23 protein-coding genes are annotated in these 24,546 nt (G+C 68.5%); 15 read left to right on the forward strand and 8 right to left on the reverse strand.

The genetic code is table 11. From position 1 onward, the window contains the following. Positions 1-4: 4 nt before the first annotated feature. Genes QUE68_RS07225 through QUE68_RS07235 form a run of 3 tightly spaced genes read right to left on the reverse strand, consistent with a single transcriptional unit; the run spans position 5 to position 3,731 of the window. Positions 5-1,828 (reverse strand): dipeptide ABC transporter ATP-binding protein, encoded by a 1,824-nt coding sequence (locus QUE68_RS07225; protein WP_286275365.1) that lies wholly within the window; start codon positions 1,826-1,828, stop codon positions 5-7. After that, positions 1,825-2,757 carry an ABC transporter permease gene (locus QUE68_RS07230; protein ID WP_286275366.1) on the reverse strand — a complete coding sequence of 311 codons (933 nt, stop codon included), beginning with the start codon at positions 2,755-2,757 and terminating at the stop codon, positions 1,825-1,827. The genes QUE68_RS07225 and QUE68_RS07230 overlap by 4 nt, the downstream gene beginning before the upstream one ends. Next, the gene (locus QUE68_RS07235) at positions 2,754-3,731 is read right to left on the reverse strand and encodes an ABC transporter permease (RefSeq protein ID WP_284230737.1); all 978 of its coding nucleotides are present in this window, start codon (positions 3,729-3,731) and stop codon (positions 2,754-2,756) included. The genes QUE68_RS07230 and QUE68_RS07235 overlap by 4 nt, the downstream gene beginning before the upstream one ends. 188 nt (positions 3,732-3,919) lie before the next feature. Between QUE68_RS07235 and QUE68_RS07240 the strand changes: the two genes are divergently transcribed. After that, on the forward strand, positions 3,920-4,192 hold the full coding sequence (locus QUE68_RS07240; RefSeq protein WP_286275367.1) for a hypothetical protein: 273 nt from the start codon (positions 3,920-3,922) through the stop codon (positions 4,190-4,192). Positions 4,193-4,199: 7 nt separating this feature from the next. On the opposite strand, the gene QUE68_RS07245 is transcribed toward QUE68_RS07240, so the two are convergent. Then, on the reverse strand, positions 4,200-4,667 hold the full coding sequence (locus QUE68_RS07245; RefSeq protein WP_286275368.1) for a hypothetical protein: 468 nt from the start codon (positions 4,665-4,667) through the stop codon (positions 4,200-4,202). Between the two features lie 163 nt (positions 4,668-4,830). Here QUE68_RS07245 and QUE68_RS07250 point away from each other — a divergent pair, with 163 nt between their 5' ends. The 6 genes from QUE68_RS07250 (at position 4,831) to QUE68_RS07275 (ending at position 12,842) form a co-directional block, all read left to right on the forward strand. Beyond that, positions 4,831-5,535, forward strand: a complete 705-nt coding sequence (locus QUE68_RS07250) for a response regulator transcription factor (protein ID WP_284230739.1) — start codon at positions 4,831-4,833, stop codon at positions 5,533-5,535. Further along, positions 5,532-7,178, forward strand: a complete 1,647-nt coding sequence (locus tag QUE68_RS07255) for a sensor histidine kinase (protein WP_286275369.1) — start codon at positions 5,532-5,534, stop codon at positions 7,176-7,178. The genes QUE68_RS07250 and QUE68_RS07255 overlap by 4 nt, the downstream gene beginning before the upstream one ends. Next, the gene (locus QUE68_RS07260) at positions 7,175-9,052 is read left to right on the forward strand and encodes an ArnT family glycosyltransferase (RefSeq protein WP_455012950.1); all 1,878 of its coding nucleotides are present in this window, start codon (positions 7,175-7,177) and stop codon (positions 9,050-9,052) included. Before QUE68_RS07255 ends, QUE68_RS07260 begins: the two co-directional genes overlap by 4 nt. 55 nt (positions 9,053-9,107) lie before the next feature. Further along, positions 9,108-10,355 (forward strand): bifunctional glycosyltransferase family 2/GtrA family protein, encoded by a 1,248-nt coding sequence (locus tag QUE68_RS07265; RefSeq protein WP_286275370.1) that lies wholly within the window; start codon positions 9,108-9,110, stop codon positions 10,353-10,355. A 31-nt stretch (positions 10,356-10,386) separates the two neighbouring features. Continuing rightward, a complete protein-coding gene (locus QUE68_RS07270; protein ID WP_286275762.1) occupies positions 10,387-12,285 on the forward strand; it encodes a glycosyltransferase family 39 protein in 1,899 nt (632 codons plus the stop codon). Between the two features lie 65 nt (positions 12,286-12,350). Then, positions 12,351-12,842 carry a beta-class carbonic anhydrase gene (locus tag QUE68_RS07275; RefSeq protein WP_284225304.1) on the forward strand — a complete coding sequence of 164 codons (492 nt, stop codon included), beginning with the start codon at positions 12,351-12,353 and terminating at the stop codon, positions 12,840-12,842. 17 nt (positions 12,843-12,859) lie between these two features. Here QUE68_RS07275 and QUE68_RS07280 read toward each other — a convergent pair whose 3' ends face one another. Then, entirely contained in the window at positions 12,860-13,303 is a 444-nt protein-coding gene (locus QUE68_RS07280; protein WP_284225305.1) for a PaaI family thioesterase, read from the reverse strand. A gap of 27 nt (positions 13,304-13,330) precedes the next feature. After that, positions 13,331-14,494: a sulfotransferase family protein gene (locus QUE68_RS07285; RefSeq protein WP_284230746.1), complete on the reverse strand. Its 1,164-nt coding sequence runs from the start codon at positions 14,492-14,494 to the stop codon at positions 13,331-13,333. A 124-nt stretch (positions 14,495-14,618) separates the two neighbouring features. Here QUE68_RS07285 and QUE68_RS07290 point away from each other — a divergent pair, with 124 nt between their 5' ends. The 7 genes from QUE68_RS07290 (at position 14,619) to QUE68_RS07320 (ending at position 22,431) form a co-directional block, all read left to right on the forward strand. Beyond that, complete coding sequence (locus QUE68_RS07290) at positions 14,619-15,194, forward strand: TetR/AcrR family transcriptional regulator (RefSeq protein WP_284225306.1); 576 nt, start codon at positions 14,619-14,621, stop codon at positions 15,192-15,194. Beyond that, positions 15,191-16,297 carry a DUF1214 domain-containing protein gene (locus QUE68_RS07295; RefSeq protein ID WP_284225307.1) on the forward strand — a complete coding sequence of 369 codons (1,107 nt, stop codon included), beginning with the start codon at positions 15,191-15,193 and terminating at the stop codon, positions 16,295-16,297. Before QUE68_RS07290 ends, QUE68_RS07295 begins: the two co-directional genes overlap by 4 nt. 94 nt (positions 16,298-16,391) lie before the next feature. Continuing rightward, positions 16,392-17,321 carry a sulfate adenylyltransferase subunit CysD gene (cysD, locus tag QUE68_RS07300; protein WP_284225309.1) on the forward strand — a complete coding sequence of 310 codons (930 nt, stop codon included), beginning with the start codon at positions 16,392-16,394 and terminating at the stop codon, positions 17,319-17,321. Beyond that, a complete protein-coding gene (gene cysN, locus QUE68_RS07305; RefSeq protein ID WP_284225310.1) occupies positions 17,321-19,171 on the forward strand; it encodes a sulfate adenylyltransferase subunit CysN in 1,851 nt (616 codons plus the stop codon). Before cysD ends, cysN begins: the two co-directional genes overlap by 1 nt. A gap of 86 nt (positions 19,172-19,257) precedes the next feature. Beyond that, a complete protein-coding gene (locus QUE68_RS07310) occupies positions 19,258-19,995 on the forward strand; it encodes a 3'(2'),5'-bisphosphate nucleotidase CysQ (RefSeq protein ID WP_284234694.1) in 738 nt (245 codons plus the stop codon). Between the two features lie 128 nt (positions 19,996-20,123). Continuing rightward, positions 20,124-21,773 carry an HNH endonuclease signature motif containing protein gene (locus QUE68_RS07315; RefSeq protein WP_284233364.1) on the forward strand — a complete coding sequence of 550 codons (1,650 nt, stop codon included), beginning with the start codon at positions 20,124-20,126 and terminating at the stop codon, positions 21,771-21,773. Positions 21,774-21,834: 61 nt separating this feature from the next. After that, a complete protein-coding gene (locus tag QUE68_RS07320; RefSeq protein ID WP_284225313.1) occupies positions 21,835-22,431 on the forward strand; it encodes an isochorismatase family protein in 597 nt (198 codons plus the stop codon). 15 nt (positions 22,432-22,446) lie between these two features. On the opposite strand, the gene QUE68_RS07325 is transcribed toward QUE68_RS07320, so the two are convergent. Further along, complete coding sequence (locus QUE68_RS07325) at positions 22,447-22,962, reverse strand: DUF2243 domain-containing protein (protein WP_284233366.1); 516 nt, start codon at positions 22,960-22,962, stop codon at positions 22,447-22,449. 60 nt (positions 22,963-23,022) lie between these two features. Between QUE68_RS07325 and QUE68_RS07330 the strand changes: the two genes are divergently transcribed. Continuing rightward, the gene (locus QUE68_RS07330) at positions 23,023-23,685 is read left to right on the forward strand and encodes a pyridoxamine 5'-phosphate oxidase family protein (RefSeq protein WP_454786462.1); all 663 of its coding nucleotides are present in this window, start codon (positions 23,023-23,025) and stop codon (positions 23,683-23,685) included. Here the strand turns inward: QUE68_RS07330 and QUE68_RS07335 are convergent. Continuing rightward, the gene (locus QUE68_RS07335) at positions 23,674-24,501 is read right to left on the reverse strand and encodes a nitrilase-related carbon-nitrogen hydrolase (protein ID WP_284233371.1); all 828 of its coding nucleotides are present in this window, start codon (positions 24,499-24,501) and stop codon (positions 23,674-23,676) included. The two genes, QUE68_RS07330 and QUE68_RS07335, sit on opposite strands and share 12 nt — an antisense overlap. Between the last annotated feature and the right edge of the window lie 45 nt (positions 24,502-24,546).

Genomic DNA, 24,546 nt, shown 5'->3' on the forward strand with positions numbered 1-24,546 from the left:
CCGTTCACGGTTGCGGCACCGCGGCCAGCAACTGTCGGGTGTACTCGTGTTGGGGGTGCGCGAAGATCTCACCGGCATCACCCGACTCGACGACCGAACCCTGATGCATCACCACTAGCCTGTCGGCCAGATGCTTCACGACCGACAAGTCGTGTGACACGAACAGATACGACAGTCCGAACTGGTTCTGCAGATCCAGCAGCAGGTTGATGATGCCCGCCTGAATCGACACGTCGAGGGCGGACACCGGTTCGTCGAGGGCGAGGATCTTCGGCTGCAACGCCAACGCACGGGCGATGCCGATGCGTTGCTTCTGTCCGCCGGAGAACTCCGCCGGGTACCGGCTGGCGTCCTGACGCCGCAGTCCGACGGTGTCGAGCAGTTCGGCGACCCGCGCGTCGACTCGGCTCTTGTCGAAGCCGTTGGCCGTCAACGGTTCTGCTAGTGCATCGAAGACGGGTAGCCGCGGGTCGAGCGAGGCGACGGGGTCCTGGAACACGACCTGTAGATCACCGCGCAGCGCGCGGCGGGAACGTCGGTCGAGGGTCGCGACGTCGTGGCCGAGCACTTCGATCGAACCGCCCTGCGGGGCAGTCATCTCCAGGATTTCGTGCAACGTGGTCGACTTCCCCGACCCGGATTCCCCGACGATGCCCAGCGTCTGGCCCTGACGCAGCTCGAAGCTGACCCCGTCGACGGCCCGCACCTCGCCGATCTTGCGCCGGAACACCGCGCCCTTGGTGAGTGTGTAGGTCCGGACCAGGTTCTCCACGCGGAGGACGATGGGGGCGTCGGGATCAGTGGCCGTATCGGCGGGCGCGGTCGATACGCCGTACACGTCGGCGGCCGAGCGGCCCGCGACGTCGTCGGTCCGGATGCATGCGGCGGCGTGACCCGTTGCGACGGTCAGCAATTCCGGCTCCGCAGCGAGACAGTCGTCGATGGCCAACGGGCACCGCGGCGCGAACGGACAACCCGGCGGGAGGGCCGCCATCGACGGCGGCGCCCCGGGGATCGGCACCAGGCGTGACCCCTGGACGGCATCGAGCCGTGGCACCGAGCCCAGCAGTCCCACCGTGTACGGCATCACCCGGCTGCGGGTCAGCTCGGCCACCGGCGCGGTCTCCACGGCCCGGCCCGCGTACATCACCACGGCACGGTCGGCGAACTCGGACACCACGCCGAGATCGTGGGTGATGATCAGCACGCCTGCACCGGTCACGTCCCTGGCGGTGCGCAGCACGTCGAGGATCTGCGCCTGCACGGTGACGTCGAGCGCCGTCGTCGGCTCGTCGCAGACGATGAGGTCGGGATCGTTGGCGATCGCGATGGCGATGACCACGCGCTGGCGCTCGCCGCCGGACAGCTCGTGGGGGAAGGCCCCGGCGCGGCGCTGGGGCTGGGCGATGCCGACCAGCTCGAGCAGTTCGACGGCGCGCGCCCCGGCGGCCTTGCGGCTCAACTCCCGCTGGTGGACGCGCAGTGCCTCCGCGATCTGATCGCCCACGGTGTAGACCGGCGTCAGGGCGGACATCGGGTCCTGGAACACCGTGCCGATGACCCGGCCCCGGATCCGCGACATCCGCTGGTCGTCGAGGCCGATGAGCTCGTCGCCGTGCACGCGTACCGAGCCGGACACCGTCGCGTACTCCGGAAGCAGCCCGACCACGGCCATGGCCGTCGCCGACTTCCCGGCGCCGGACTCGCCGACGAGCGCCACGACTTCGCGCGGCCGGACGTCGAACGTCATACCCCGCACTGCGGCGACGTCTTCGGCGTCGGTGGTGAAACCGACGTGCAGGTCGGAGACCCGGAGGAGTTCGGTCACGTCCGCCGCCGTCGCCGGGGAGGTTTGGCGCCGGGATCGATGGCGTCGCGCAGGCCGTCGCCGATCACGTTGGCGCACAGCACGATCAGCACGAGCACGCCGGCGGGGAAGAGGAACACCCACGGGAATGTGGTGACCGAGGGGGTGCCGTCGGCGATCAGCGTGCCCAGGGACACGTCCGGCGGCTGGATGCCGAATCCGAGGAAGGACAACCCGGTCTCGGCGAGGATCGCCACGCCGACGTTCAGCGTGGTGTCGATGATGAGGATCGACGCGACGTTCGGCAGCACGTGGCGCAGGATGATGCGTCGGTTCGATACGCCCATGTACCTTGCAGCCGTGACGAATTCACGCTCGCGGAGGCTCATCGTCAGCCCCCGGACGATGCGCGCGCTGATCATCCAGCTGAAGACGGCCAGCAGCAGAATCAGCGAGAACACCCGGCCCGACTGACCGAGGCTCGGGGTGACGATGGCGATGAGGATGAAGCTGGGGACGACCAGCAGAAGGTCCACCACCCACATCGCCACGCGGTCCCGCCAGCCGCCGAAGTACCCGGCGACGGCGCCCACCGTCGCCGCGATGATCGTCGAGATGAAGGCCACGCAGACGCCGATCAACAACGACTTCTGCATCCCGCGCAGGGTCTGTGCGAGCAGGTCCTGGCCCACTGAGTTCGTGCCGAACCAGTGGCTGGTGCTCGGTGGTTGCTGCAATGCCAGGAAGTCGAGATCGGTGTAGCTCCACGGCAACAACGGCGGCAGCGCATAACAGCCGACGAACATCACCACCAGCACCACCAACGCGCCGACGGCGAGCCGGTTGCGCAGGAAGCGGCGCGTGGTCAGCGTGCGGCGCGAGGCGAAGGCGCCGACGTCGAGACCCGACTGCGCTGTCGACGCCGCATCCGTCGTCACCGGTTCGGTCATGCCACCCTCACCCTCGGATCGAGTGCGGCATAGATGACGTCCGACAGCAGCCCGGCGAGCAGAATCGTCGCACCGGTGAACACGGTGATCGCCGCGATGATGTTGGTGTCCTGCGTGGCGATGCCCTGAACCACCCACTCGCCCATGCCATGCCAGCCGAAGATCTTCTCGACGAACACCGCCCCCGTCACCAGTCCACCAACGCCGTAGGCGAACAGCGTGGCCATCGGAATCAAGGCCGTGCGCAAGCCGTGCTTGAACAGCGCCTGGCGCCGCGTCAGACCCTTCGCGCGGGCCGTGCGGATGAAGTCCTGGCCGAGGACGTCGAGCATGGCGTTGCGCTGGTAGCGGCTGAAGCCGGCGATCGAGAAGAGGGCCAGGGTGGCCGTCGGCAGGACGAGGTGTTGCACACGGTCCACGAACTGCGCCCAGACCCCGGGTAACGGAGTGGGTGACGTCTCGCCGGTGTACTCGAACAGGTTGAAGCCCAGCGCCGTGTTGGCCCGCAGGGCGCCCAGGATCAGCAGGTTGGCTACCACGAACGTCGGCATGCTGATCAACAGCAGGGACAGCACCGTGATGATGCGGTCGGATACGCGGTACTGCCGGATGGCGCCCCACGCGCCGACCACCACGCCGATGAACGTGCCGAGCACCGAGCCGAGGAAGACCAGCCGCAGGCTGACCCCAATCCGCCGCCACAGTTCGTCGGACACGGGTTGTCCCGCGACCGTCGTGCCGAAGTCGCCCTGGACCGCGTCGGACACCCAGTGCCCGTACCGGATCGGGATCGGTTGGTCGAGGGCGAGCTCGGCGGCCTTCGCGTCGATGACCGCCTGTGGGGGCCGGGGGTTGCGGCCCTCCAGGCTGTCGAGTGGTTTGAACGACCACGACGCGAGCGCGAACGTCAGGAACGAGGCCAGCACCAGAAGGACGATGTAGTTCAGCGCTCGACGAACGAGGAAGCGCGTCACGTCACGCCCGCCGGGAACCGCATGGCCACAGGGTAGGAGATTGGCGGCCGATCCCGTCGTCATGGGCGCTCCGACGCGCGCCGCCCGGTTGAGTGCACGCCGGGAATCCGCTTCGCGTTTGATGCGCGGCCGCTGCGGTTACCCGAAACTTTGCACACATTTCGAGTAGTCGAATGGAGTGATTTCCCGTGAGCATCAAGAGCTTGAAGGTGATGGCGGCCAGTATCGGCGCGGGTGCGCTAATCGCCGGTGGCGCACTGACCGTGGCGTCCAACAGCTGGGCCGAGCCGACACCTGCGCCGCCTGGCCCGGTGCCGACGGAGGAAGCGACGGTCGGCGAGACCACCACCGAGACGACGTTGACCGAGGAAACCGCGCCGCCGACGCCCACGACGTCATCCGCGGTGCCGGAGATCGAGGGCCCGGCGCCGCTACCTCCCGAGCAGGATGACGCGCTCTGATCCGAGTTCAGTGACCTGCCGATAGGGGAGGCCGCATGGTGGAAACCGTCGCGGTCCCCCCTTCGCGTAGGGCATCGATGACGATCGGGTCGTGCACGGCGAAGGGCGGCTTGACGGCGGTGCCCACCTCGCGGATGACGTAGGTCTGGGTGAAGCCGTCATCGCTTCGGGCGGTCACCGAGGTGGCGGAGATCGCCGTGATCACGCCGGTCTGCGTGATGCGGGTGGTGAAGCCCCCGCGGCCGTCGGCGACCACGGACTCCCCGTGCACTGACCCGGCCCCGCCGAGGTCGTGATGTGCGCCAGTGAAGGGTGCGCTCAGCGGCGGCGGGCCGCCCATGCCGGGGAATCCGAATTCGCCCATTGCGTGGCTCCCGCTCCCGGTCGCTGCGGCGATGGCGGCGCCACCAACCCCGGCCACGGCGGCGGCCACCGCTACCGCGCCGACGGTCTTGCGCACTCCCCAAGTGGTCATGGGCTCCACTGTGCAGGTTCGACGTGTGCGCCGGCTGTGAACGGTCTTCACAGCCGGCACATAGAAACCGCACAGTGCCCGCCCATGCCGTTGCTGGATGATGACGTTGATGACCACTGCCCACGGTTCCGAACGAGAACACGCCGATCCTGCGCGACTCGTCATGCGCCGAGCTGACGGCAAGCCCATCAACGTCCTGGTGGTCGACGACGAACCCGTGCTCGCCGAGCTGGTGTCCATGGCGCTGCGATACGAGGGCTGGGACATCGCCACCGCCGGCGACGGCGAGACGGCGATCGCCCTGGCGCGGGAGAACCCGCCCGACGTCGTCGTGCTCGACGTGATGCTGCCCGACATGAGCGGACTGGACGTGCTGCACGTGTTGCGGGCCCAGATCCCCGGGCTTCCGCTGCTGCTGCTGACGGCCAAGGACTCGGTCGAGGACCGCATCGCCGGTCTCACGGCGGGCGGTGACGACTACGTGACCAAGCCGTTCAGCCTCGAGGAAGTGGTGCTGCGGCTGCGTGCCCTGCTCAGGCGCACCGGGGTGGCCGATGAGACGGGCGGCGCGCAGCTCGTGGTCGGCGATCTCGTGCTCGACGAGGACAGCCACGAAGTGACCCGGGCGGGGGAGTCCATCACCCTGACCGCCACGGAGTTCGAGCTGCTCCGGTTCATGATGCGCAACGCCAAACGCGTGCTGAGCAAGGCGCAGATCCTCGACCGGGTGTGGAGCTACGACTTCGGCGGGCGGTCCAACATCGTCGAGTTGTACGTGTCGTACCTTCGCAAGAAGATCGACAGCGGCCGCGAGCCGATGATTCACACGCTGCGCGGCGCGGGGTACGTCCTCAAGCCGCCGCGATGAGGTCGCGCCGCAGCGCCGAGCCGTCCGAACCGCACAGCCGGGTCCTTGCTCCGCGCACGTGGTCGCTCCGCGTGCGCTTGCTCGTCACCCAGGTAACCCTGTTGGCCGTGGTGTGCGTGGGTATCGGCGCCGCCACGGAGTTCGCCCTGCAGCGCTTCCTGGTGCGCCAGCTAGACCAGCAACTGGTGGAGGCGGGCCGACGGTCCGCCGCGATCTTCGAACTTCCCCCGCCGATGTTCGACTTCCCGTCGCCCACGGTTCAGCGTGAGCGCTTCGATCCCGACTTTGGGCCAGGGCCGGGCTTCCTGAACGCCCCGGGGCAGGCCACTAGGACGGTGGGCGCGGTCATCTCACCGTCGGGGGCGGTCGACGCCGGCGTCATCAACCGGGACGGCACCCGATCCACGGTCGACGGTCCGGCCGCCGCCGCGCTCGTGAAGGTGCGGCCGAACGGACGCCCGACGACGGCCGAACTCGAGGGACTCGGCCGCTACCGGCTGATCGCCCTGCACGCCCGCCACGGCGACCAGACGATCGTGACCGGGCTTCCAACCGCGGTCATCGACGACACGCTCTGGTGGGTGCTGTGGATGTTCTGCATCATCGCGCTCATCGCGCTGATCGCTGCGGCCACCGCAGGCATCCTCGTCATCCGTCGCCAGTTGGCCCCGTTGTCGAGGGTCACCGCGGCCGCCCGCGACGTCGCCGGCCTGGAGCTCGACAAGGGTGAGGTGAACCTGCCGAGCCGGATCGTCCAGGTCGATCCCGAGGGGGCGCACACCGAGGTCGGCCAACTCGGATCGGCGCTCAACACGATGCTGGACCGCATCGCCGGTGCACTTTCCGCGAGGCACGCCAGCGAGACCCGGGTCCGCCAGTTCGTCGCCGACGCCAGCCACGAGCTGCGCACCCCGCTGGCCGCCATCCGCGGTTACACCGAACTGGCTCAACGCAAACGGCAGGATCTACCCGAGGACGTTGCCCACGCGATGAGCCGGGTGGAATCCGAGACCGAGCGGATGACGCATCTCGTCGAGGACATGCTGCTGCTGGCGCGCCTCGACGCGGGACGGCCGCTGGGCCGTGAACCCGTCGACCTGTCGCGGCTCGTGGTCGACGCCGTCAGCGACGCCCACGTGGCCGGGCTCGACCACGACTGGGCCCTGGACCTCCCCGAGGAGCCGCTCACCGTCATCGGGGACGAGGCGCGGCTTCAGCAGGTACTCGTGAACCTGTTGGCCAACGCCAGGATTCACACTCCCGCAGGCACGTCGGTGACGACGTCGCTGGCCCTCGACGGCGCCGTGGCGGTGCTGACCGTGGCCGACGAGGGGCCGGGTATCGCCGCGGACCTGTTGCCGGAGGTCTTCGTGCGGTTTGCGCGAGGGGACTCGTCGCGTGCTCGGCGCGGAGCCGCCCCGGCGGCGACATCGGACCGCGGAGCCTCGAACAGCAGTCCGGGTGGTACGGGCCTCGGTCTGTCGATCGTGGCCGCGGTGGTCAAGGCGCACGACGGCACGATCGACGTCCGAAGCGAGCCTGGCAGCACGCAGTTCGTCGTGCGGCTACCGCTTGGTTCACAGTCGACGCACAGCCCCAACCAATCACGGACCCAGCTGCCTGCCAGACACTCGGTGGAGTGACCGCAGTACTCGCGCGCCCCGCGCCCGCCGACGGCGACGAGGCGTCCTCGGGTATCTGTCAGCAGCCCGTCTCGCTCGGTGAACGCGTCACCATTGGCGTTCTCCTGGTGGCCACCGCCGTGCTCTACCTATGGAACCTGTCCGCCAGTGGTTGGGCCAACGGCTTCTACTCGTCGGCCGCCCAGGCCGGGGCGGCCGACTGGACGGCGATGCTGTTCGGCTCCAGTGACGCAGGCAATGCGATCACGGTCGACAAGACGCCCGCCGCGCTCTGGGTGATGGACGTCTCGGTGCGCGTGTTCGGGCTGAATTCGTGGAGCTTGCTGGCGCCGCAGGCGTTGGAGGGAGTCGCCGCGGTGGCCCTGCTGTATGCGGCCGTGCGCCGCGCCGCGGGGCCGTCGGCAGCACTGCTCGCCGGCGCGGTCTTCGCGCTGACACCCGTTGCGGCGCTGATGTTTCGGTTCAACAATCCCGATGCGCTCCTGGTACTCGCCCTCGTCGCGGGTGCGTACTGCGTGCAGCGGGCCTGCGAGCGTGACAGCAGCCGCTGGTGGCTGGCGGGCGCGGGTGTCGCCGTCGGCGTCGGGTTCCTGGCCAAGATGCTCCAGGCGTTCCTGGTGCTGCCCGCCTTCGGGGTGGCCTACCTCGTCGCCGCCGCGGTCCCGCTGCGCACCCGCGTCGTCAGATCGGTCGGAGCCGTCGCGGCGATGGTGCTCAGCGGCGGCTGGTATCTGCTGCTGGTCGAACTGTGGCCGTCCGCGTCGCGGCCCTACATCGGCGGGTCCCAGAACGACAGCATCATGGAGTTGGCGCTGGGATACAACGGTCTGGGCAGGCTCACCGGCGATGAGACCGGTGGCTTGGGCAACATGAACTTCGACGTCGGCTGGGGCAGGCTGTTCGGCACCTCGATGGGCGCCTACGCCGCGTGGCTGATCCCCGCCGCCCTGGTGTGCCTCGCCGCCGGCCTGTTCATCACCCGTCGAACCCCGCGGACCGATCCGGCGCGGGCAGGCCTGATCCTGTGGGGTGGCTGGCTGGTCGTCACCGCCGTCGTCTTCAGCTACGCCAACGGCATCCTGCACCAGTACTACACCGTCGCCCTCGCTCCGGCGATCGGCGCAGTCATCGGCATCGGTTCAGTGCTGTTGTGGCGCAACAGGGTCGACATCCGATCTGCCGTCGCGATGTCCACCACCGTCCTCGTCACGGTCATCCTCGCCGCCGTTCTGCTGGCGCGGCGCCACGACTGGTTGCCGTGGCTGGGTGCGGCGGTGGCCGTCGCCGGTGTCGCCGCCGCGGTGCTGCTGCTGGTGGTGAGCCGGCTTCCGGCCCGCGTCGCCACCGGCGTCGCCGCGCTGGCCGTCCTGGCCTGTCTGGCCGCGCCGACCGCCTACGCGATCGCGACCGCGGCCACCCCGCATTCCGGGGCGATCCCGTCGGTGGGCCCGGCGCGCGGACACGCGACGTTCGGCGGTCCCGGCGGCTTGCTCGACATACCCGAGGCCGGGCCCGGTCTGACGGCGCTGCTGTCCGACGGTGCCAACGGCTACCGGTGGACGGCCGCGGTCGTCGGCTCGACCAATGCGGCAGGCTATCAATTGGCCTCCGGCGCACCGGTAATGGCGGTGGGTGGCTTCAACGGCACCGACCCCGCCCCGACGCTCGCCGAGTTCCAACGGGACGTGGCCGACGGTCGCGTCCACTACTTCGTCCGCGGCCGTTCGATGATGTTCGGCATGCCCGGCGCCCGCGATCACGGCGGCAGTCGCGAGGCCTCCGACATCAGTGCGTGGGTCGAGGCGAACTACTCCCCGAAGACGGTCGACGGCGTCACCGTCTACGACCTGACTGCAAGGCCAACGCATTCATAGCCGGCGCATAGCTCGCACAGGAGGCCACCACACGCGGCGGGTCGACGATGGAGCCATGACAGATATTCAGGATGCTGAGATCGCGTTCGGTTCGCGGCCCCACGCGGCACGGGAGGCCCGTGCGCTCGGCGTTCCGGTGCTCGACGTGGTGATACCGGTCTACAACGAACAGGCCGCTCTCGCCGCGTCGGTGCGCCGGCTCCACCGTTACCTCCGCGACAGCTTCCCGTATTCGGTGCGCATCACCATCGCCGACAACGCCAGCATCGACGAAACCCCGCGCATCGCAGCCGAACTCGCCGACGAACTCGACGACGTCCGCGTGGTGCGACTCGAGGAGAAGGGGCGCGGGCGCGCGCTGCATCAGGTCTGGTCGCAGTCCGATGCCATGGTGCTGGCCTACATGGACGTCGACCTGTCGACCGACCTCGCCGCCGTCGGGCCCCTCGTCGCGCCGCTCATCTCGGGGCACTCCGACGTGTCGATCGGCACCCGGCTGGGGCGCGGGTCACGGGTGGTGCGGGGCCCCAAGCGCGAGATCATCTCGCGGTGCTACAACTTGATCCTGAAGTCGACGCTGCAGGCCCGGTTCTCCGATGCGCAGTGCGGTTTCAAGGCGATCCGTGCCGACGTCGCCCGTCAGCTGCTGCCCCACGTCGCCGACACCGGGTGGTTCTTCGACACCGAGTTGCTGGTGCTCGCCGAACGCAGCGGCCTGCGGATCCACGAGGTGCCGGTCGATTGGGTCGACGATCCCGACAGCCGGGTGGACATCGTCGCCACGGCCACCGCCGACCTCAAGGGTGTGGGCAGGTTGCTCCGCGGCTTCGCCAGCGGGTCCATCCCGGTGAACGCCATTGCGGCGCAACTCGCCCCGTCGCGATCCTCCGCGGCCGTGCCGAATTCGCTGTTCCGCCAGGTCGTGCGCTTCGGTGCCGTCGGCGTGGCGTCGACCGCGGCCTACCTCCTGCTCTACGTGCTGCTGCATCCCGTCATCGGCGCCCAGGCGGCGAACCTCTGTGCACTGCTCCTCACCGCGGTCGCCAACACGGCGGCCAACCGGCGCTTCACCTTTGCCGTGGCAGGTCGGGCGAAGGCGGGCCGCCATCACGTCGAGGGGCTCATCGTCTTCGCCATCGCCCTGGCCATCACCAGCGGGGCGCTCGCGGGGTTGCACGTCTTCGTCGACCAACCGCACCGCTTGCTCGAACTCTCCGTGCTGATAGCGGCCAACCTGATCGCCACCGCAGTCCGCTTCGTCCTCCTGCGCGGCTGGGTGTTTCACCCCCGCCGGGCCCACTGACATCGACCGAACGAGGAAACCGACCGTGACCCTGACTGCCGAAGACGTCCGACCCGATGCCGTCGTCGACGAATCTTCTCCGCCCGATCCACGTTGGACCCGGCCCGCGTTCTGGGCGCTGCTGGTGGGCACCGGCGCGCTGTACCTGTGGGGGCTCGGCTCCTCGGGGTGGGCCAACAGCTACTACGCCGCCGCGGCGCAGGCCGGCACGCAGGACTGGAAGGCCTGGTTGTTCGGCTCGCTCGACGCAGGGAACGCGATCACCGTCGACAAGCCGCCCGCGGCGATGTGGTTGATGGGCCTGTCCGGAAGGCTCTTCGGCTTCAACGAGTTCACCATGCTTCTGCCGGAGGCGCTGATGGGCGTCGGCGCGGTCGCGCTGTTGTACCTGACCGTCCGGCGAAGCAGTGGTCCGTCCGCAGGGCTGATCGCGGGCCTGGTGCTCGCGCTGACGCCCGTGGCGACGTTGATGTTCCGCTACAACAACCCCGATGCGCTGCTGGTGCTGCTGTTGGTGGTGGCGGCGTACTGCACGGTGCGCGCCATCGACGCGAGTACGGCTCGGCGGATGATGGCGTGGATGGCGCTGACGGGTGCCGCGATCGGCTTCGCGTTCCTGACCAAGATGCTGCAGGCGTTCCTCGTCGTCCCCGGTCTGGCGTTGGCGGTCCTGGTGGCCGCCCCGTTCGGAGTGTGGAAGAGGCTGGGCGCGTTGCTGATCGGCGGCGCCACGATGATCCTGTCGGCGGGCTGGTACGTCGCACTGGTCAGCCTGTGGCCAGCGGACTCGCGGCCCTACATCGCCGGATCCACCGACAACAGCCTGCTGCAGTTGGCGTTCGGCTACAACGGCATCCAGCGCATCGCCGGTAACGAGGGCGGCGGGCCTGGTGGTGGCTTCGATCCAGGCCACGGCGGTGCCGCTGGCGGCGGCATGAACCTGTTCTTCGGTGGCGACCCCGGCATCGGTCGGTTGTTCGGCGCATCGATGGGCGCCGAGGCGTCGTGGCTGCTGCCCGCCGCGCTGATCGGTCTGGTCGTCGGAGTTTGGCTGACGTGGCGTACGCCCCGCACCGATCGCGTTCGGGCCGGTGTCATGCTCTGGGGCGGTTGGCTTTTGGTGACGGGCGCGGTGTTCAGCTTCATGGCTGGCACGGTGCACCCGTACTACAACGTCGCGCTGGCGCCCGCCGTAGCCGCCCTGGCGGGCATCGGCGTCGCGCAACTCGTCCGTCGCCGGGAGTCGCTGCTGGCGCGACTGGCGCTCGCCGCGATGTTGCTGGCCACCGGCGTGTGGTCCTTCGTTCTGCTGAACCGGACTCCCGAGTGGTGGCCGGTCATCCGGTGGACGGTGCTGATCGGGTCGATCCTGGTCGCGCTGCTGCTGGCCATCCGGGCGGACCGCCTCGGCAAGGCGACGGTGGCGGTCGTCATCGCCGCCGCGATCGTCGGCCTCGGCGGCCCGGCGGCGTTCTCGGTCTACAACGCCGCCACCGCGCACGACGGGCCGGGCACCATGTCGGGGCCGCAGAAGGCCGGCGGTTTCGGCAGTCCGGGCGAACCCGGACCCGGCATGCCGGATCTCACCGCCACCCCCGAGCTCGAGGCGCTCATGAAGAGCGCCGACAACCGTTGGGCCGCTGCGGGTATCGGCTCGATGTCGGTGAGCGACCTCGAGCTCAAGACGGGAAGCTCGCTGATGGCCATCGGTGGCTTCACCGGCGGCGACCCCTCGCCGACGCTGGAGCAGTTTCAGCAGTACGTCGCCGACGGTCAGGTGCGGTACTTCCTGGCCGACTCTGGTCGCGGCGGGCCGCCCGGACACCGGACGGGCTCGGCTGGTGACATCACGGCCTGGGTGGAGAAGACGTTCACCAAGACCGATGTGGGCGGCACCGGCGTGTACGACCTGCAATCACCGCGATCGTGAGTCTTCGCTGACGGGCAGGCGGTGACTATGGTCGAGGTCGTCGTGTGCCCTTTGAGGAGGTTCCCATGTCCGTGACCGACGAGTACCTCGCGAACAACGAGGCCTACGCCGCTGGGTTCAGCGGGCCCCTGCCGCTGCCGCCGAGCAAGCACGTCGCGATCGTCGCGTGCATGGACGCCCGACTCGACGTGTATCGCGCCCTTGGCCTGGCGGAGGGCGAGGCGCACGTCATCCGCAATGCCGGCGGTGTGGTGACCGACGACGAGATTCGCTCGCTGGCCATCAGCCAGCGACTGCTCGGCACCAGGGAGATCATCCTCATCCACCACACCGACTGCGGCATGCTGACGTTCACCGACGACGGCTTCAAGCAGCAGATCCAGGACGAGATCGGACTCAAGCCCGAATGGGCGGCCGAGTCGTTCACCGATGTCGACGAGGACGTCCGGCAGTCGTTGCGCCGCATCGAGGCCAGCCCATTCGTCACCAAGCACGAGTCGTTGCGGGGCTTCGTGTTCGACGTCGCGACCGGCAAGCTGAGAGAGATCACCCTGTAGTCAGGCATGCCGAGAACTCAGCCCACCTTGTAGGTCGCGATTGCCTTGGCGACCAGTTCGCCGTCGGGCGTCACCACGTCCACGTCGCAGTTGACCAACGTCTTGCCGCGCCGCAGCACTCGCCCGACGCCGATCAGATCGGTCGCCCTTGCCGGGGCGAGGTATTGCAGGGCCATCGACGTCGTCACGCCGCGCAGCGATTCGGCGGCCTGCACGCCGGCCCAGGCCGCCGCCATCACGGTGATGTCGGCCAACGCAGCGATGGCGCCGCCGTGCACCATGTCGCCGAGGGTGACGTTGGTGGGGTCCCACGGCATGCGCAGGCGCACCTCGTCGCCATCGAGGGTTTCCGCCGTGACTCCGAGTTTGGTGACGAACGGTGACTGCGGGAGGAACTGCGCCATGACTTCGGCGCCGGTGAGTGGCGACACGTCGTCATCGTCTTCCCTGCCAGGGGGCATCTCAATTACCTCGGAGGTAGGTGGCGCTCATGACAGGAAGCGCTGCGAGTACGGTGCGAATCGCTCGCGAAGGTCGTCCGGGTCGAGGCCGAACATCTCACCGGACGTCGCCACCCGACCCAGCCGGTTGCGTTGGTGCCCCGCCAAATAGGTCGCCATCGCGCCACGTGCCGCGTCGGTCACCGGCTCGCCGGCCAAGGCGTAGATCCGTTCGGTGACGCCGAGCTCGTCGGCCATGAAGTCGTCGAATCGCACGTCGACCGAGCGGTCCGGCCCGATGACGTCGCGGTCCCGCATGAAGGCGGTCAGCATCGACTCCAGGCGGTCCACCCACGATGCGGCGATCTGCTCGACGGGCACCCGGCTGCGATGCATCCGCGCGGAGTAGGTGATCATCGCGATCATCGACAGCACCACCGGCACGGGATCGCGATGCGTACACACGACCACGGCGCCGGGGAACACGCGGTCGAGCACGGTCAGCTGTTCGAGGTGCTGAGGAGACTTGAGCAGCCAGCGCCGACCCCCGCGGAGGAATTGCAACGCCTTGAGTTGCGTGGCGAGATGCTCGTAATGCGTTGTCTGGTCGTGGGTTGAGTAGTAGTCCCGCCATCGGGGCGCGTCGCACAGCGTCTCCATCAGCATCGTGGAGACGTCGTTGGCGAGTAGCTGGATCTCTTCGTGCACGTGGTCGGTGGTCATCTCGTGCATCAGGGCGAAGTGCGGCATGACGATGTTCATCACCTGCACGGCCACGTCCATTCGGCTGCGCCGCGGATCCGGCTCGGTCCCCGCTTCGGACGCCATCGGGAAGGGCTCGACGCCCTCCCAGTAGGGCAGGGTGCGAAAGGTGGGGCCGGCTCCCAGCAGGTTGTGAAGATGGGTGGTTCCGGTACGCGGGAGACCGACGATGACGACGGGTGGCGCCAACTCGATGTCGTGGATTTCGGGGTGGCGGGCCAGCAGATCGGTGAGCAGCAGACGGTTCTTGAGCACCTGCAGCAGTTGGCTGTAGAAGTTCACGATGCCTGCCGCGGTGAGACCGTCGATGTCGCGGACGTCGGCCAGGTAGACGTCGAGCCGCTCCCGGTAGTCGTCGGCGCCGAAGTCGGTGAGACCGGTGTCCACGGTGGCTCTGGCATGCAGCGCGTCGGCGTCGAGGGGACAGTCCGGTGCCAGCGACGCCATCATGTCGCGGATCTGCTCGGCTTCGGGGCTGAATCTCGGCTCGGCGAGATCGTCCAGATGCACGGGGTGGGGGACGAGAGCGGCTGTGGCGTCGGTCACAGCGACTTATGTTACTGTAAGTTTCGTAATGACGACGGACTTTGGCAGACCTCGCGATCCCCGCATCGTCGGCGCGGTGCTCGAGGCGACGGTCGAGATGCTCGGCGAGTCGGGTTACGCCGAACTCTCCGTCGACGCGATCGCTCGCCGGGCGGGCACCAGCAAGCCGGCGATCTACCGCCGCTGGCCGAGCAAGGCGCATCTCGTCCACGAGGCGGTGTTTCCGCTCGGCGAGCTCACCGAACTTCCCGACACCGGATCGATCGGCGGCGACGTGCGCGCCATGGTGCGCCGCAGCGCCGACGTGTTGACCACCCCCGCCGCGAGTGCCGCGCTCCCTGGGCTGGTCGGTGAGCTGGCCGCCGACCCGACCCTGCATGTCGCACTGCTGCAACGCTTTTCGGGCATCCTCTCGCACGGTCTGACGCAGCGGCTGGAGGATGCCGTCGCACGCGGGGAGGCACGACCGGACGCGACTGCGGACGAACTCGTCGAAGCCGTGGCGGGCATTACCTTCTTCGCGCTGCTCACTCACGGGGCAGCGCTCGACGACGCCTGGGTGGACCGGACGGCCACCCTCATCACGAGAGGCATCAGCACATGACCGATCACGAGTCGACCACCGCGTGGCGCGAACTGTTGGAGACACTGCAGGGACTCGACGGTGCGTTCCTCACCGGCGATCGCGCGGTCACCGACGACCGGCACGTCGCCGATGGATACCGGATGCTGGCCACCACGTTGGGCGTGGCGTTCGATACCTACCTGTTCGCCGACCCCGGTCGACCGACGTGGATGGAACTCAACACGCCGTTCCGGGCCGACCGTCGCTGGGGCGGCGACAACACCGACGCCTACTACCTGATGTGCCCGGTCGACCCAGGGCGGCGCTATCGCATCAGCGGCAATGCCGGTGACAGCGTGTACTTCTCGGTGACCGCCTACAACGAACCGTCACCGGGCGCCTGGTCGGACAAGGTCGTCGCGATCCTGCGCGACGACGACCTCGAGGTGGACGCGGACGGCAACTTCTCCTTCGACTTCGGGCCGACGCCCGAGGCTGCGGTGCTGGTGACCCGTGACTACCAGGCCGACCCGCGGACCGGTCGCCCCGTGGCATGGCGCATCGAGGCGCTGGACGAACCCGACGCCTTTCGGCACGGTGATGCCGAGACCGCGGCGGCGCTGCGCGCCAGCGCCGCCTGGATGCGGACCATGTTCGCCATTCTGCCGCTGGCCGTCGGGGTGCGCAGCGAGGATGCGCACACCCTGGGCCATGAGATATCGCAGACGGCAAATGAATTCGCGGATCCCTACCAGGTGCCCGATGCCAACTTCGGCTGGTCGGCCCGTGATGCCTGCTACGCGTATGGCAGCTTCGTCCTCGCCGACGACGAGGCCCTCGTCATCACGCACCGGCCGCCCGCCTGCCGGTTCTGGAATCTGGTGGTCTGGAACCAGTTCATGGCGACGCCTGGCGTCGACGATGCGCGCAGTTCGATCAACGGCCACACGGCGGTGCCGAACGCCGACGGTTCGGTGACGATCGTGCTGTCCAAGGGTATGACCGCCCATCCGAACTCGCTGACGACGCTGGGCTATCCGCTGGGCAACCTGGCGTTCCGCTGGTTCCTTGCCGACGGGGTGCCGGCCCGTCCCGAGGCGCACCTGGTCAAGGCGTCGGACGCACCGACGACGGTGGACTGATCGACCCCGATCGTTGACACGCCGCCACGCCGACGGCTACATTCCTGGTCATGATTGCAATTCTGGCTAACTCTACCAACTTAGTGGGGAAGCCTTGACCGTCGCGGGGAACGTCGACCGGGCCGCCGGCAAGTACGAACTGAGCCACTTGCGGTCGTTGGAGGCCGAGGCCATCCACATCATCCGTGAGGTTGCCGCGGAGTTCGAGAAGCCCGTGCTGCTGTTCTCCGGCGGCAAGGACTCGATCGTCATGCTGCACCTCGCCATCAAGGCATTCCGCCCGGGTCGGCTGCCGTTCCCGGTGATGCACGTCGACACCGGCCACAACTTCGACGAGGTGCTGCAGGCCCGTGACGACCTCGTCGCCGAGTCCGGCGTGCGGCTCGTCGTCGCCAAGGTGCAGGACGACATCGATGCCGGCCGCGTCGTCGAGACCATTCCGTCGCGCAACCCGATGCAGACGTTCACCCTGCTGCGGGCCATCCGGGAGAACAAGTTCGACGCCGCGTTCGGCGGCGCTCGGCGCGACGAGGAGAAGGCCCGCGCCAAGGAGCGGGTGTTCAGCTTCCGCGACGAGTTCGGTCAGTGGGACCCCAAGGCGCAGCGCCCCGAACTGTGGAACCTCTACAACGGCCGCCATCACAAGGGTGAGCACATCCGGGCGTTCCCGATCTCGAACTGGACCGAGTTCGACATCTGGTCCTACATCGGCGCCGAGAAGATCAAGCTGCCCTCGATCTACTACGCCCATCCGCGCGAGGTCTTCGAGCGCGACGGAATGTTGCTGGCCCTGCACAAGTACCTGCAGCCGCGCAAGGACGAAGAGGTGGTCGAGAAGATCGTGCGCTTCCGCACGGTCGGCGACGTCACGTGCACCGGCTGCGTGGAGTCGACGGCGGCCACGGTGTCCGAGGTGATCGCCGAGACCGCCGTGTCACGGCTAACCGAACGTGGCGCCACCCGCGCCGACGACCGCATCTCCGAGGCGGGGATGGAAGACCGCAAGCGCGAGGGGTACTTCTGATGGCTACTCTGCTCAGACTGGCGACCGCGGGTTCCGTTGACGACGGCAAGTCCACCCTGATCGGCCGCCTGCTGTTCGACTCCAAGGCCGTCATGGAGGATCAGCTCGCGTCGGTGGAGCGGACGTCCCGGGAACGCGGGCACGACTACACCGATCTCGCCCTGGTGACCGACGGCCTGCGGGCCGAGCGCGAGCAGGGCATCACGATCGACGTCGCCTATCGCTACTTCGCCACGGCCAAGCGGAAGTTCATCATCGCCGACACCCCGGGCCACGTGCAGTACACCCGGAACATGGTGACGGGGGCGTCGACCGCGCAGCTGGTGATCGTCCTGGTAGACGCGCGTCACGGGCTGCTGGAGCAGTCGCGGCGGCACGCCTTCCTGGCCTCGCTGCTCGGCATCCAGCACATCGTGCTGGCGGTCAACAAGATGGACCTCGTCGACTGGAGCCAGGAGCGGTTCGAGGAGATCCGCGACGACTTCCACGAGTTCGCCGCCCGTCTCGACATCCACGACGTGACCAGCATTCCGCTGTCGGCGCTCAACGGCGACAACGTGGTCACCAAGTCTGACGTCGCACCCTGGTACGAGGGCCCGGCCCTCCTGTCGCACCTCGAAGAGGTCTACATCGCCGGGGATCGCAACCTGGTCGACGTCCGGTTCCCCGTGCAGTACGTCATCCGACCGCAGAGCCGCGAGCACGCCGACCACCGCAGCTATGCGGGCACCATCGCCAGCGGCGTCATGCGTACCGGCGACGAGGTGGTGGTCCTTCCGGCGGGCAAGACCACCCGCATCACCGAGATCGAAGGTCCTGCAGGCCCACTCACCGAGGCGTTCGCGTCGATGGCCGTGTCCATCAGCCTCGCCGACGACATCGACATCTCCCGCGGAGACATGATCGCGAGGCCCAATAACCAGCCTCACGTCACTCAGGACTTCGACGCGACGGTGTGCTGGATGTCCGACGACGCGGCCCTCGAACCCGGTCGGGACTATCTGATCAAGCAGACCACGCGCACGACCAGGGCCAGGGTGACGGCGCTGGACTACCGGCTCGACGTCAACACGCTGCACCGCGACAAGAGTGCAACGGCGTTGAAGATCAACGAACTTGGTCGCGTGACGTTACGCACCCAGGTGCCGCTACTCCTCGACGAGTACTCCCGCAACGCCGCCATCGGATCGTTCATCCTCATCGATCCCGACACCAACGGCACCGTAGCGGCAGGCATGGTGCGTGACACCACCCCGGCGGCAACGCGCACGGCGACCCCGAACGCGGTGCGACACCAGAATCTCGTCACCGCGGAGGATCGACTGTCCCGAGGCAGCACGGTGTGGTTCACCGGGCTGTCGGGTTCGGGTAAGTCGTCGGTCGCCATGCTCGTCGAGCAGAAATTGCTCGAAAGTGGTCGTCCCGCATACGTTCTCGACGGCGACAATCTCCGCCACGGACTCAACGCCGACCTGGGCTTCACGATGGCCGACCGCGCCGAGAACCTCCGCAGGTTGGCGCACGTCGCAACGCTGCTGGCCGACTCCGGCCAAATCGTGCTAGTGCCTGCCATCAGCCCGCTCGAGGAGCATCGCGCACTGGCTCGCAAGGTCCACGTCGACCAGGGTTACGACTTCTTCGAGGTGTTCTGCGATACCCCGCTCGAAGACTGCGAGCGCCGGGATCCCAAGGGCCTCTACGCCAAGGCGCGAGCGGGGGAGATCACCCACTTCACCGGGATCGACAGCCCGTACCAGCGGCCGAAGAACCCGGATCTGCGGTTGACGCCCGACTGCGACGTCAAAACGCTGGCTCAGCACGTGATCGACATGATCGATGCGAAGAAGTGACCGGCGGGCAGGAGCGTAGCGACCGGGGGACAGGCACCGGCGGGCGGGAGCGTAGCGACCGGGGGACAGGCACCGGCGATGACGAGCTGGCCGCGCGCCTGGTCACCGAAGCCGGTGAACTGCTGCTCGGTGTGCGCGCCGAACTGGCCGACGCCACCGCCGCCGAGCGAAAGGACGCCGGCGACAAGCGCGCTCACGCGTTTCTGATGCAGGCCCTGGCGGCCGAACGGCCCGACGACGCCGTGCTGTCCGAGGAGGCCACCGCGGAGGAGAAGGCCAACTCGACACGGCTGAGCGCCGACCGGGTGTGGATCGTCGACCCGCTGGACGGCACCCGGGAGTTCTCCGAGCTGGGCCGCGAGGACTGGGCAGTCCACGTCGCGCTGTGGCAGTCGGGCGAGTTGGTCGCGGGGGCAGTAGCACTCCCCGCGCAAGGCGTCACGTTGGCGACGCCGGACGTCGCTGCACCACCTCCGGCACCGGACACGCCGAGAATCGTCGTGTCGCGCACCAGGCCGCCTGCGGTGGCACTGGCGGTGCGCGACGCCCTCGGTGGCGTTCTCGTCGAAATGGGTTCGGCGGGCGCCAAAGTCGCGTCCGTGGTGCAGGGGTTGGCCGACGCCTACGTGCATGCCGGCGGTCAGTACGAGTGGGATTCGGCCGCGCCCGTCGCCGTGGCCCGTGCCGCGGGCTTGTTCACCTCGCGCCTCGACGGCTCGCCGCTGTTGTACAACCAGGCCGACGTGTTGTTGCCCGATCTCATCGTCTGCCGACCGGAGTTGGCCGACGCCGTGCTGGCAGTCACGCGCTCGCCCTCGACTTAGCATGTGCCACTGACAATTCGGGTGTGCTGGTGGCGGGTTGTGCACAGTCGGCGTTTCATCCACAGGGCGGGGTGTGACGTCTGATCTTTCGTCGCTTCTGGTCGGATTCGGCGCTTATCTTCGAAAGTATGTTCGACTCGTTGGTGGCTGCGACGGCCGGCGCTCACGGCGCTGGTGCCGTCGCGGCGTGGGGCCGCCTGGAGTCCGCGGCGTCCGCTCGCCGTTTGGCGGCGATGGTGTGTGTGCTCGACGCCGCGCACGCCGTGGAGGGGTCCGCCGAGCGGGAGCACTGGAGTCTGGACACCTGGGAGGCCGTCAGCGCGCAGATCGCCGCCACCCTCGGGTTGACCGGCGGTGCCGCGGCGAACCTGCTGCTGACCGCGGTGGCGTTGCGGGACCGGTTTCCGAAGCTCGCTGCGGTGTTCGCCGACGGGTTGGTCACCTTCGCGGTGGTGCGAGCCATCGTGTGGCGCTCCCGGTTGGTCACCGACCCCGACGCCCTGGCCCGCCTCGATGAGGCGCTCGCCGGGGAGGTGGCCCGGTGGGGACCGATGTCGGTGCACACCACCGAGACGACCATCGACGAGTTCATCACCCGCGTCGACCCGGACGCCGTGCGCCGCACCCAGACCCGTGCGCGTGGCCGCAGCGTGGAGATCAGCATCGAGGATGGTTCCGGGATGGCGGAGCTGTTCGCGACGGTGTTCGCCACCGACGCCGAAGCCTTCGACAGGCGGGTGGACGCCCTCGCCGGCACGGTGTGTGAGGCCGATCCGCGGACGCGGGATCAGCGTCGCTCCGATGCGATCGGCGCCATGGCCCGCTCCGCGGACCGCCTGGCCTGCCTCTGCGGACGCGAGGACTGCACCGCGGCGCAGAACCCACCCGCGGCCGGGGTGGTGGTCTACGTGATCGCCCACCAGGACGCCCTCGACGTCCCGGCCATGTCTGACGAGCCCCCGCCCGACGACCCCGGCCCCGATGACGTCGACGCGGGCGATAACGGCGGCGATGGCGGCGGCGAGGATGTCGAGTCACCGGACCCCGGCCCCGACGCCACGTCCCCCAGTCCCGCCGAGGAGTGCTCGGGTCTCGATGGCCTTGCGCCGGCGGTGTTCATCCGACCCACCACCGGAATCCTCACCGACGGGCTCATCCCCCGCCCCGGCCATCTGAGCACCATTCGGCCCGCCGTCACGACCCGCGGGCGGTTCTTGCCCGGTCCGGTGTTCCGGCGTGCCGCCCTCAACGCCACTATCCGCCGGATCCTGCATCCCGGCCAGGCGCCACCGGAGCCTCGCTACCGGCCGTCGAAGAGGTTGGCGGACTTCGTCCGCTGCCGCGACCTGACCTGCCGGTTCCCCGGCTGCCGAGAGCCGGCCACCAATTGCGATGTGGACCATACGATTCCGTGGCCCCATGGTCCGACGCAGGCCGCCAACCTCAAAATACTGTGCCGTCGACATCACTTGTTGAAGACGTTCTGGCCGGGCTGGCGCGATCGCCAGCACCCCGATGGAACCATCGAGTGGACCGATCCGGAGGGGCGGACGCACGTCACCGCTCCGGGGAGTCGGCTGCTGTTCCCCGAACTCTGTCGACCCACCGCACCCGTCACCACGGCCACCAACCCACCGGTGAACCTCGCACCAGGCCTGACGATGCCCCGGCGCAAGACCACCCGCAAGCAAGACCGCGCCCGCCGCATCGCCTACGAACGGGAGCTCAACCGCGCCGAACTCGCCAACGCAGAATCCGAGGACGTACCTCCGGACTAATGCCGATCTGACGCGCGCGTATCCGGCACGGTGGGGCGGGTCGCCTGAGTAGGTTGGAGCGATGAGCAATCCGACGCTGCGCGCCCTGGCCGAACTTCCGCTGACGCCGGCACCCCTGAGCGCGTCGACCTTGGTGATGATCGACTGTCAGAACACCTACACGCACGGTGTCATGGAGCTCGAGGGTGTGCAGGCCGCGCTCGACGAAGCAGCGGCCCTTCTCGACCGCGCACGTACGGCCGGTATCCCGATCATTCACGTTCAACACTCCGACGGCCCCGGCTCGCTCTACGACGTCGAGGGCGAGACCGGCGCGATCGTCGCGCGCGTCGCCCCGCGAGACGGAGAACCCGTCGTGGTGAAGCAGTACCCGAACTCGTTCGTGCAGACCGACTTCGACGACAAGCTGAAGGCGGCCGGCGCCGAGAATCTGCTCATCGCCGGGTTCATGACGCACATGTGCGTCAACTCCACCGCCCGCGGGGCCTTCAACTCGGGCTACGCCCCGACGGTCGTGGCTGCGGCGACGGCGACCCGAAGCTTGCCGGGTGTCGGCGGCGACCCGGTGTCCGCGGCCATACTTCAGTCAGCCAGCCTGGCGGCGCTTGCCGACCTGTTCGCAGTAGTCGTTCCCGACGGCGCCAGCGTCCCCGACTGACGGGCACGCATGGCGTCACCGGCGTCGCTGCGCTCCGGTGGTCGCCAGCGCCCGGGCGCCGCGGCGGTGCAACGTCCAACCGCCCGCCACGAGCAATACCCCGAACACCAGGAAGCCGATGTCCCAGGACATCGGCCCGCCCAGGTCGTCACGCACGTGGTGGACTCCGAGCAGCAAGTGGTCGACGATTCCCTCCACCACGTTGAACACACCCCAACCCGTCAAGAGCAGACCGGCGTGGAACGGCCAGTTCGGGGCCAGCCGACCCTGCCGCCAGGTAATCACCGTCATCACTGATCCGGCCATCACCAGCAGCCAAGTCGCCACGTGGAAGAAACCGTCGGCGACGACGTTGGCCTCCAGTCCCGCCACCGTCGTCGTGGGACTGCCCGCGACGCTGCTGATCATGTGGTGCCACTGCAAGATCTCGTGGAGGACGATGCCGTCGACGAAGCCACCCAAACCCAACCCCAGCAACACGAAAGGCGCCTTCGAGGGAAGTGCGGCGCCGCCATCTCGATCGAGGGTCATGAATGACACGTGCCCATGGGGCGATGGTTCATGCATCATCGGAGGCGATTTCGGCCGATGATGTTCCCCATGACCCAGCCCTCGACCCGGATCAGCCGACTCAGCGAGAAGCAGGAGACCTCCCGCAATGCCCTCGAAGCGCTGCTCGACAGCACGCCGCTCGCCACGGTCGCGCTGATCCGCGACGGCCACCCGCTGATCTTTCCGACCGGGTTCGCGCGGATTGGAGGCGATCTGGTGATCCACGGTTCGACCGGCTCGCCATGGCTGATGGCGTTGGCAACGGGCCTCCCCGCGGCCGTGTCGGTGACCACCCTGGACGGCGTCGTCGTGGCGCGCAGCGGGTTCGAGTCGTCGTTCCGCTACCGCAGCGCGGCGATCTTCGGCTCGTTCGAGAAAGTGCCCGACGCCGACAAGGTAGCCCTCCTCGAGGTCCTGACCGATGCGTTCATCCCGGGTCGGGTGGCGGAGCTGCGGCCCAGCAGCCGCAAGGAACTCGCGGCCACCCTCGCGCTGAAACTGCCCATCGGCGAGGACAATTGGTCGCTGAAGATCAGCGCAGGTTGGCCGGAGGACCCCGAGGAGGATGTCGCGGGGGGTGCCTGGGCGGGCGTGGTGCCGATGTCGGTGACCTACGGAGACCCGGAGCCCGCACCCGATCTCACGGAGGGCATCCCGGTGCCTGCGTCGGTGCGGGCGATGACCGAGCGGTCAGTCCAGTAGCGCGGTCCGCCGGTACAGGTCGGTGCGCCGGTCGCGGTGTACGTCGTTGTTCTCGTTGAACTGCTTGATCCGTGATTGCTCGAGATCGACGTCGGCGGTGATGCGGCCCGCGGTGCCGTACTCGGCCATCGCCATCGGGTAACCGTCGGCATCGGTGATTACGCTTCCACCGACCCAGTCCTGCCCCCGCTCCACACCGGTGCGATCGCACACGGCGATCGACATCCGATTCGTGCCCGCGCCGGCGAGTGCCCGCACCTGCTCGGTCGGCCGCTCGCCGTCGGGGCGGGGCAGCAGCGGCCAGTTCACTGGGGCGCACAGCAGGTCCGCGCCGTCGAGCGCCACTGCCCGGACCCATTCGGGGAATTCGATGTCGTAGCAGATCATCACGCCGACCCGGCCGTGCGCCGTGTCCACCAGCAGCGGCAGATCCTGACCGCGGTCGAACACCGCGTTCTCGAAGTCCCACAGGTGCGCCTTGCGGTACACGCCCCGCAACCCGGTGGGGTCGACGACGGCGGCGCTGTTGTAGACCTCGTCGCCCGCAGCCTCGGGGAAGCCGCCGACGATGGTCAGGTCGAAGGCCTCCGCCAGGTTGGCCCACTCGGTGATGGCAGGTCCGTCGCGGGTCTCGGCGAGCGACTCGAGTTCGGCGCGGTCGGCGAACACGTAACCCGACGTCGCCAGCTCCGGCAGCACGACGATCTGGGCGCCATCGCGGGCCGCAGCCTCGATCGCCGTCCTCGCGGTAGCCCGGTTGCCGGTGGTGTCACCGATCGTCAACGGGATCTGACAGCACGTCACGCGGGTGGGCATGCATCGATCGTGCACCACTTCGGCGGGGTCTGCAGTCGGGTCGAT

Source organism: Mycolicibacterium sp. TUM20985 (genome assembly GCF_030295745.1).
In the GTDB taxonomy this organism is placed as follows: domain Bacteria; phylum Actinomycetota; class Actinomycetes; order Mycobacteriales; family Mycobacteriaceae; genus Mycobacterium.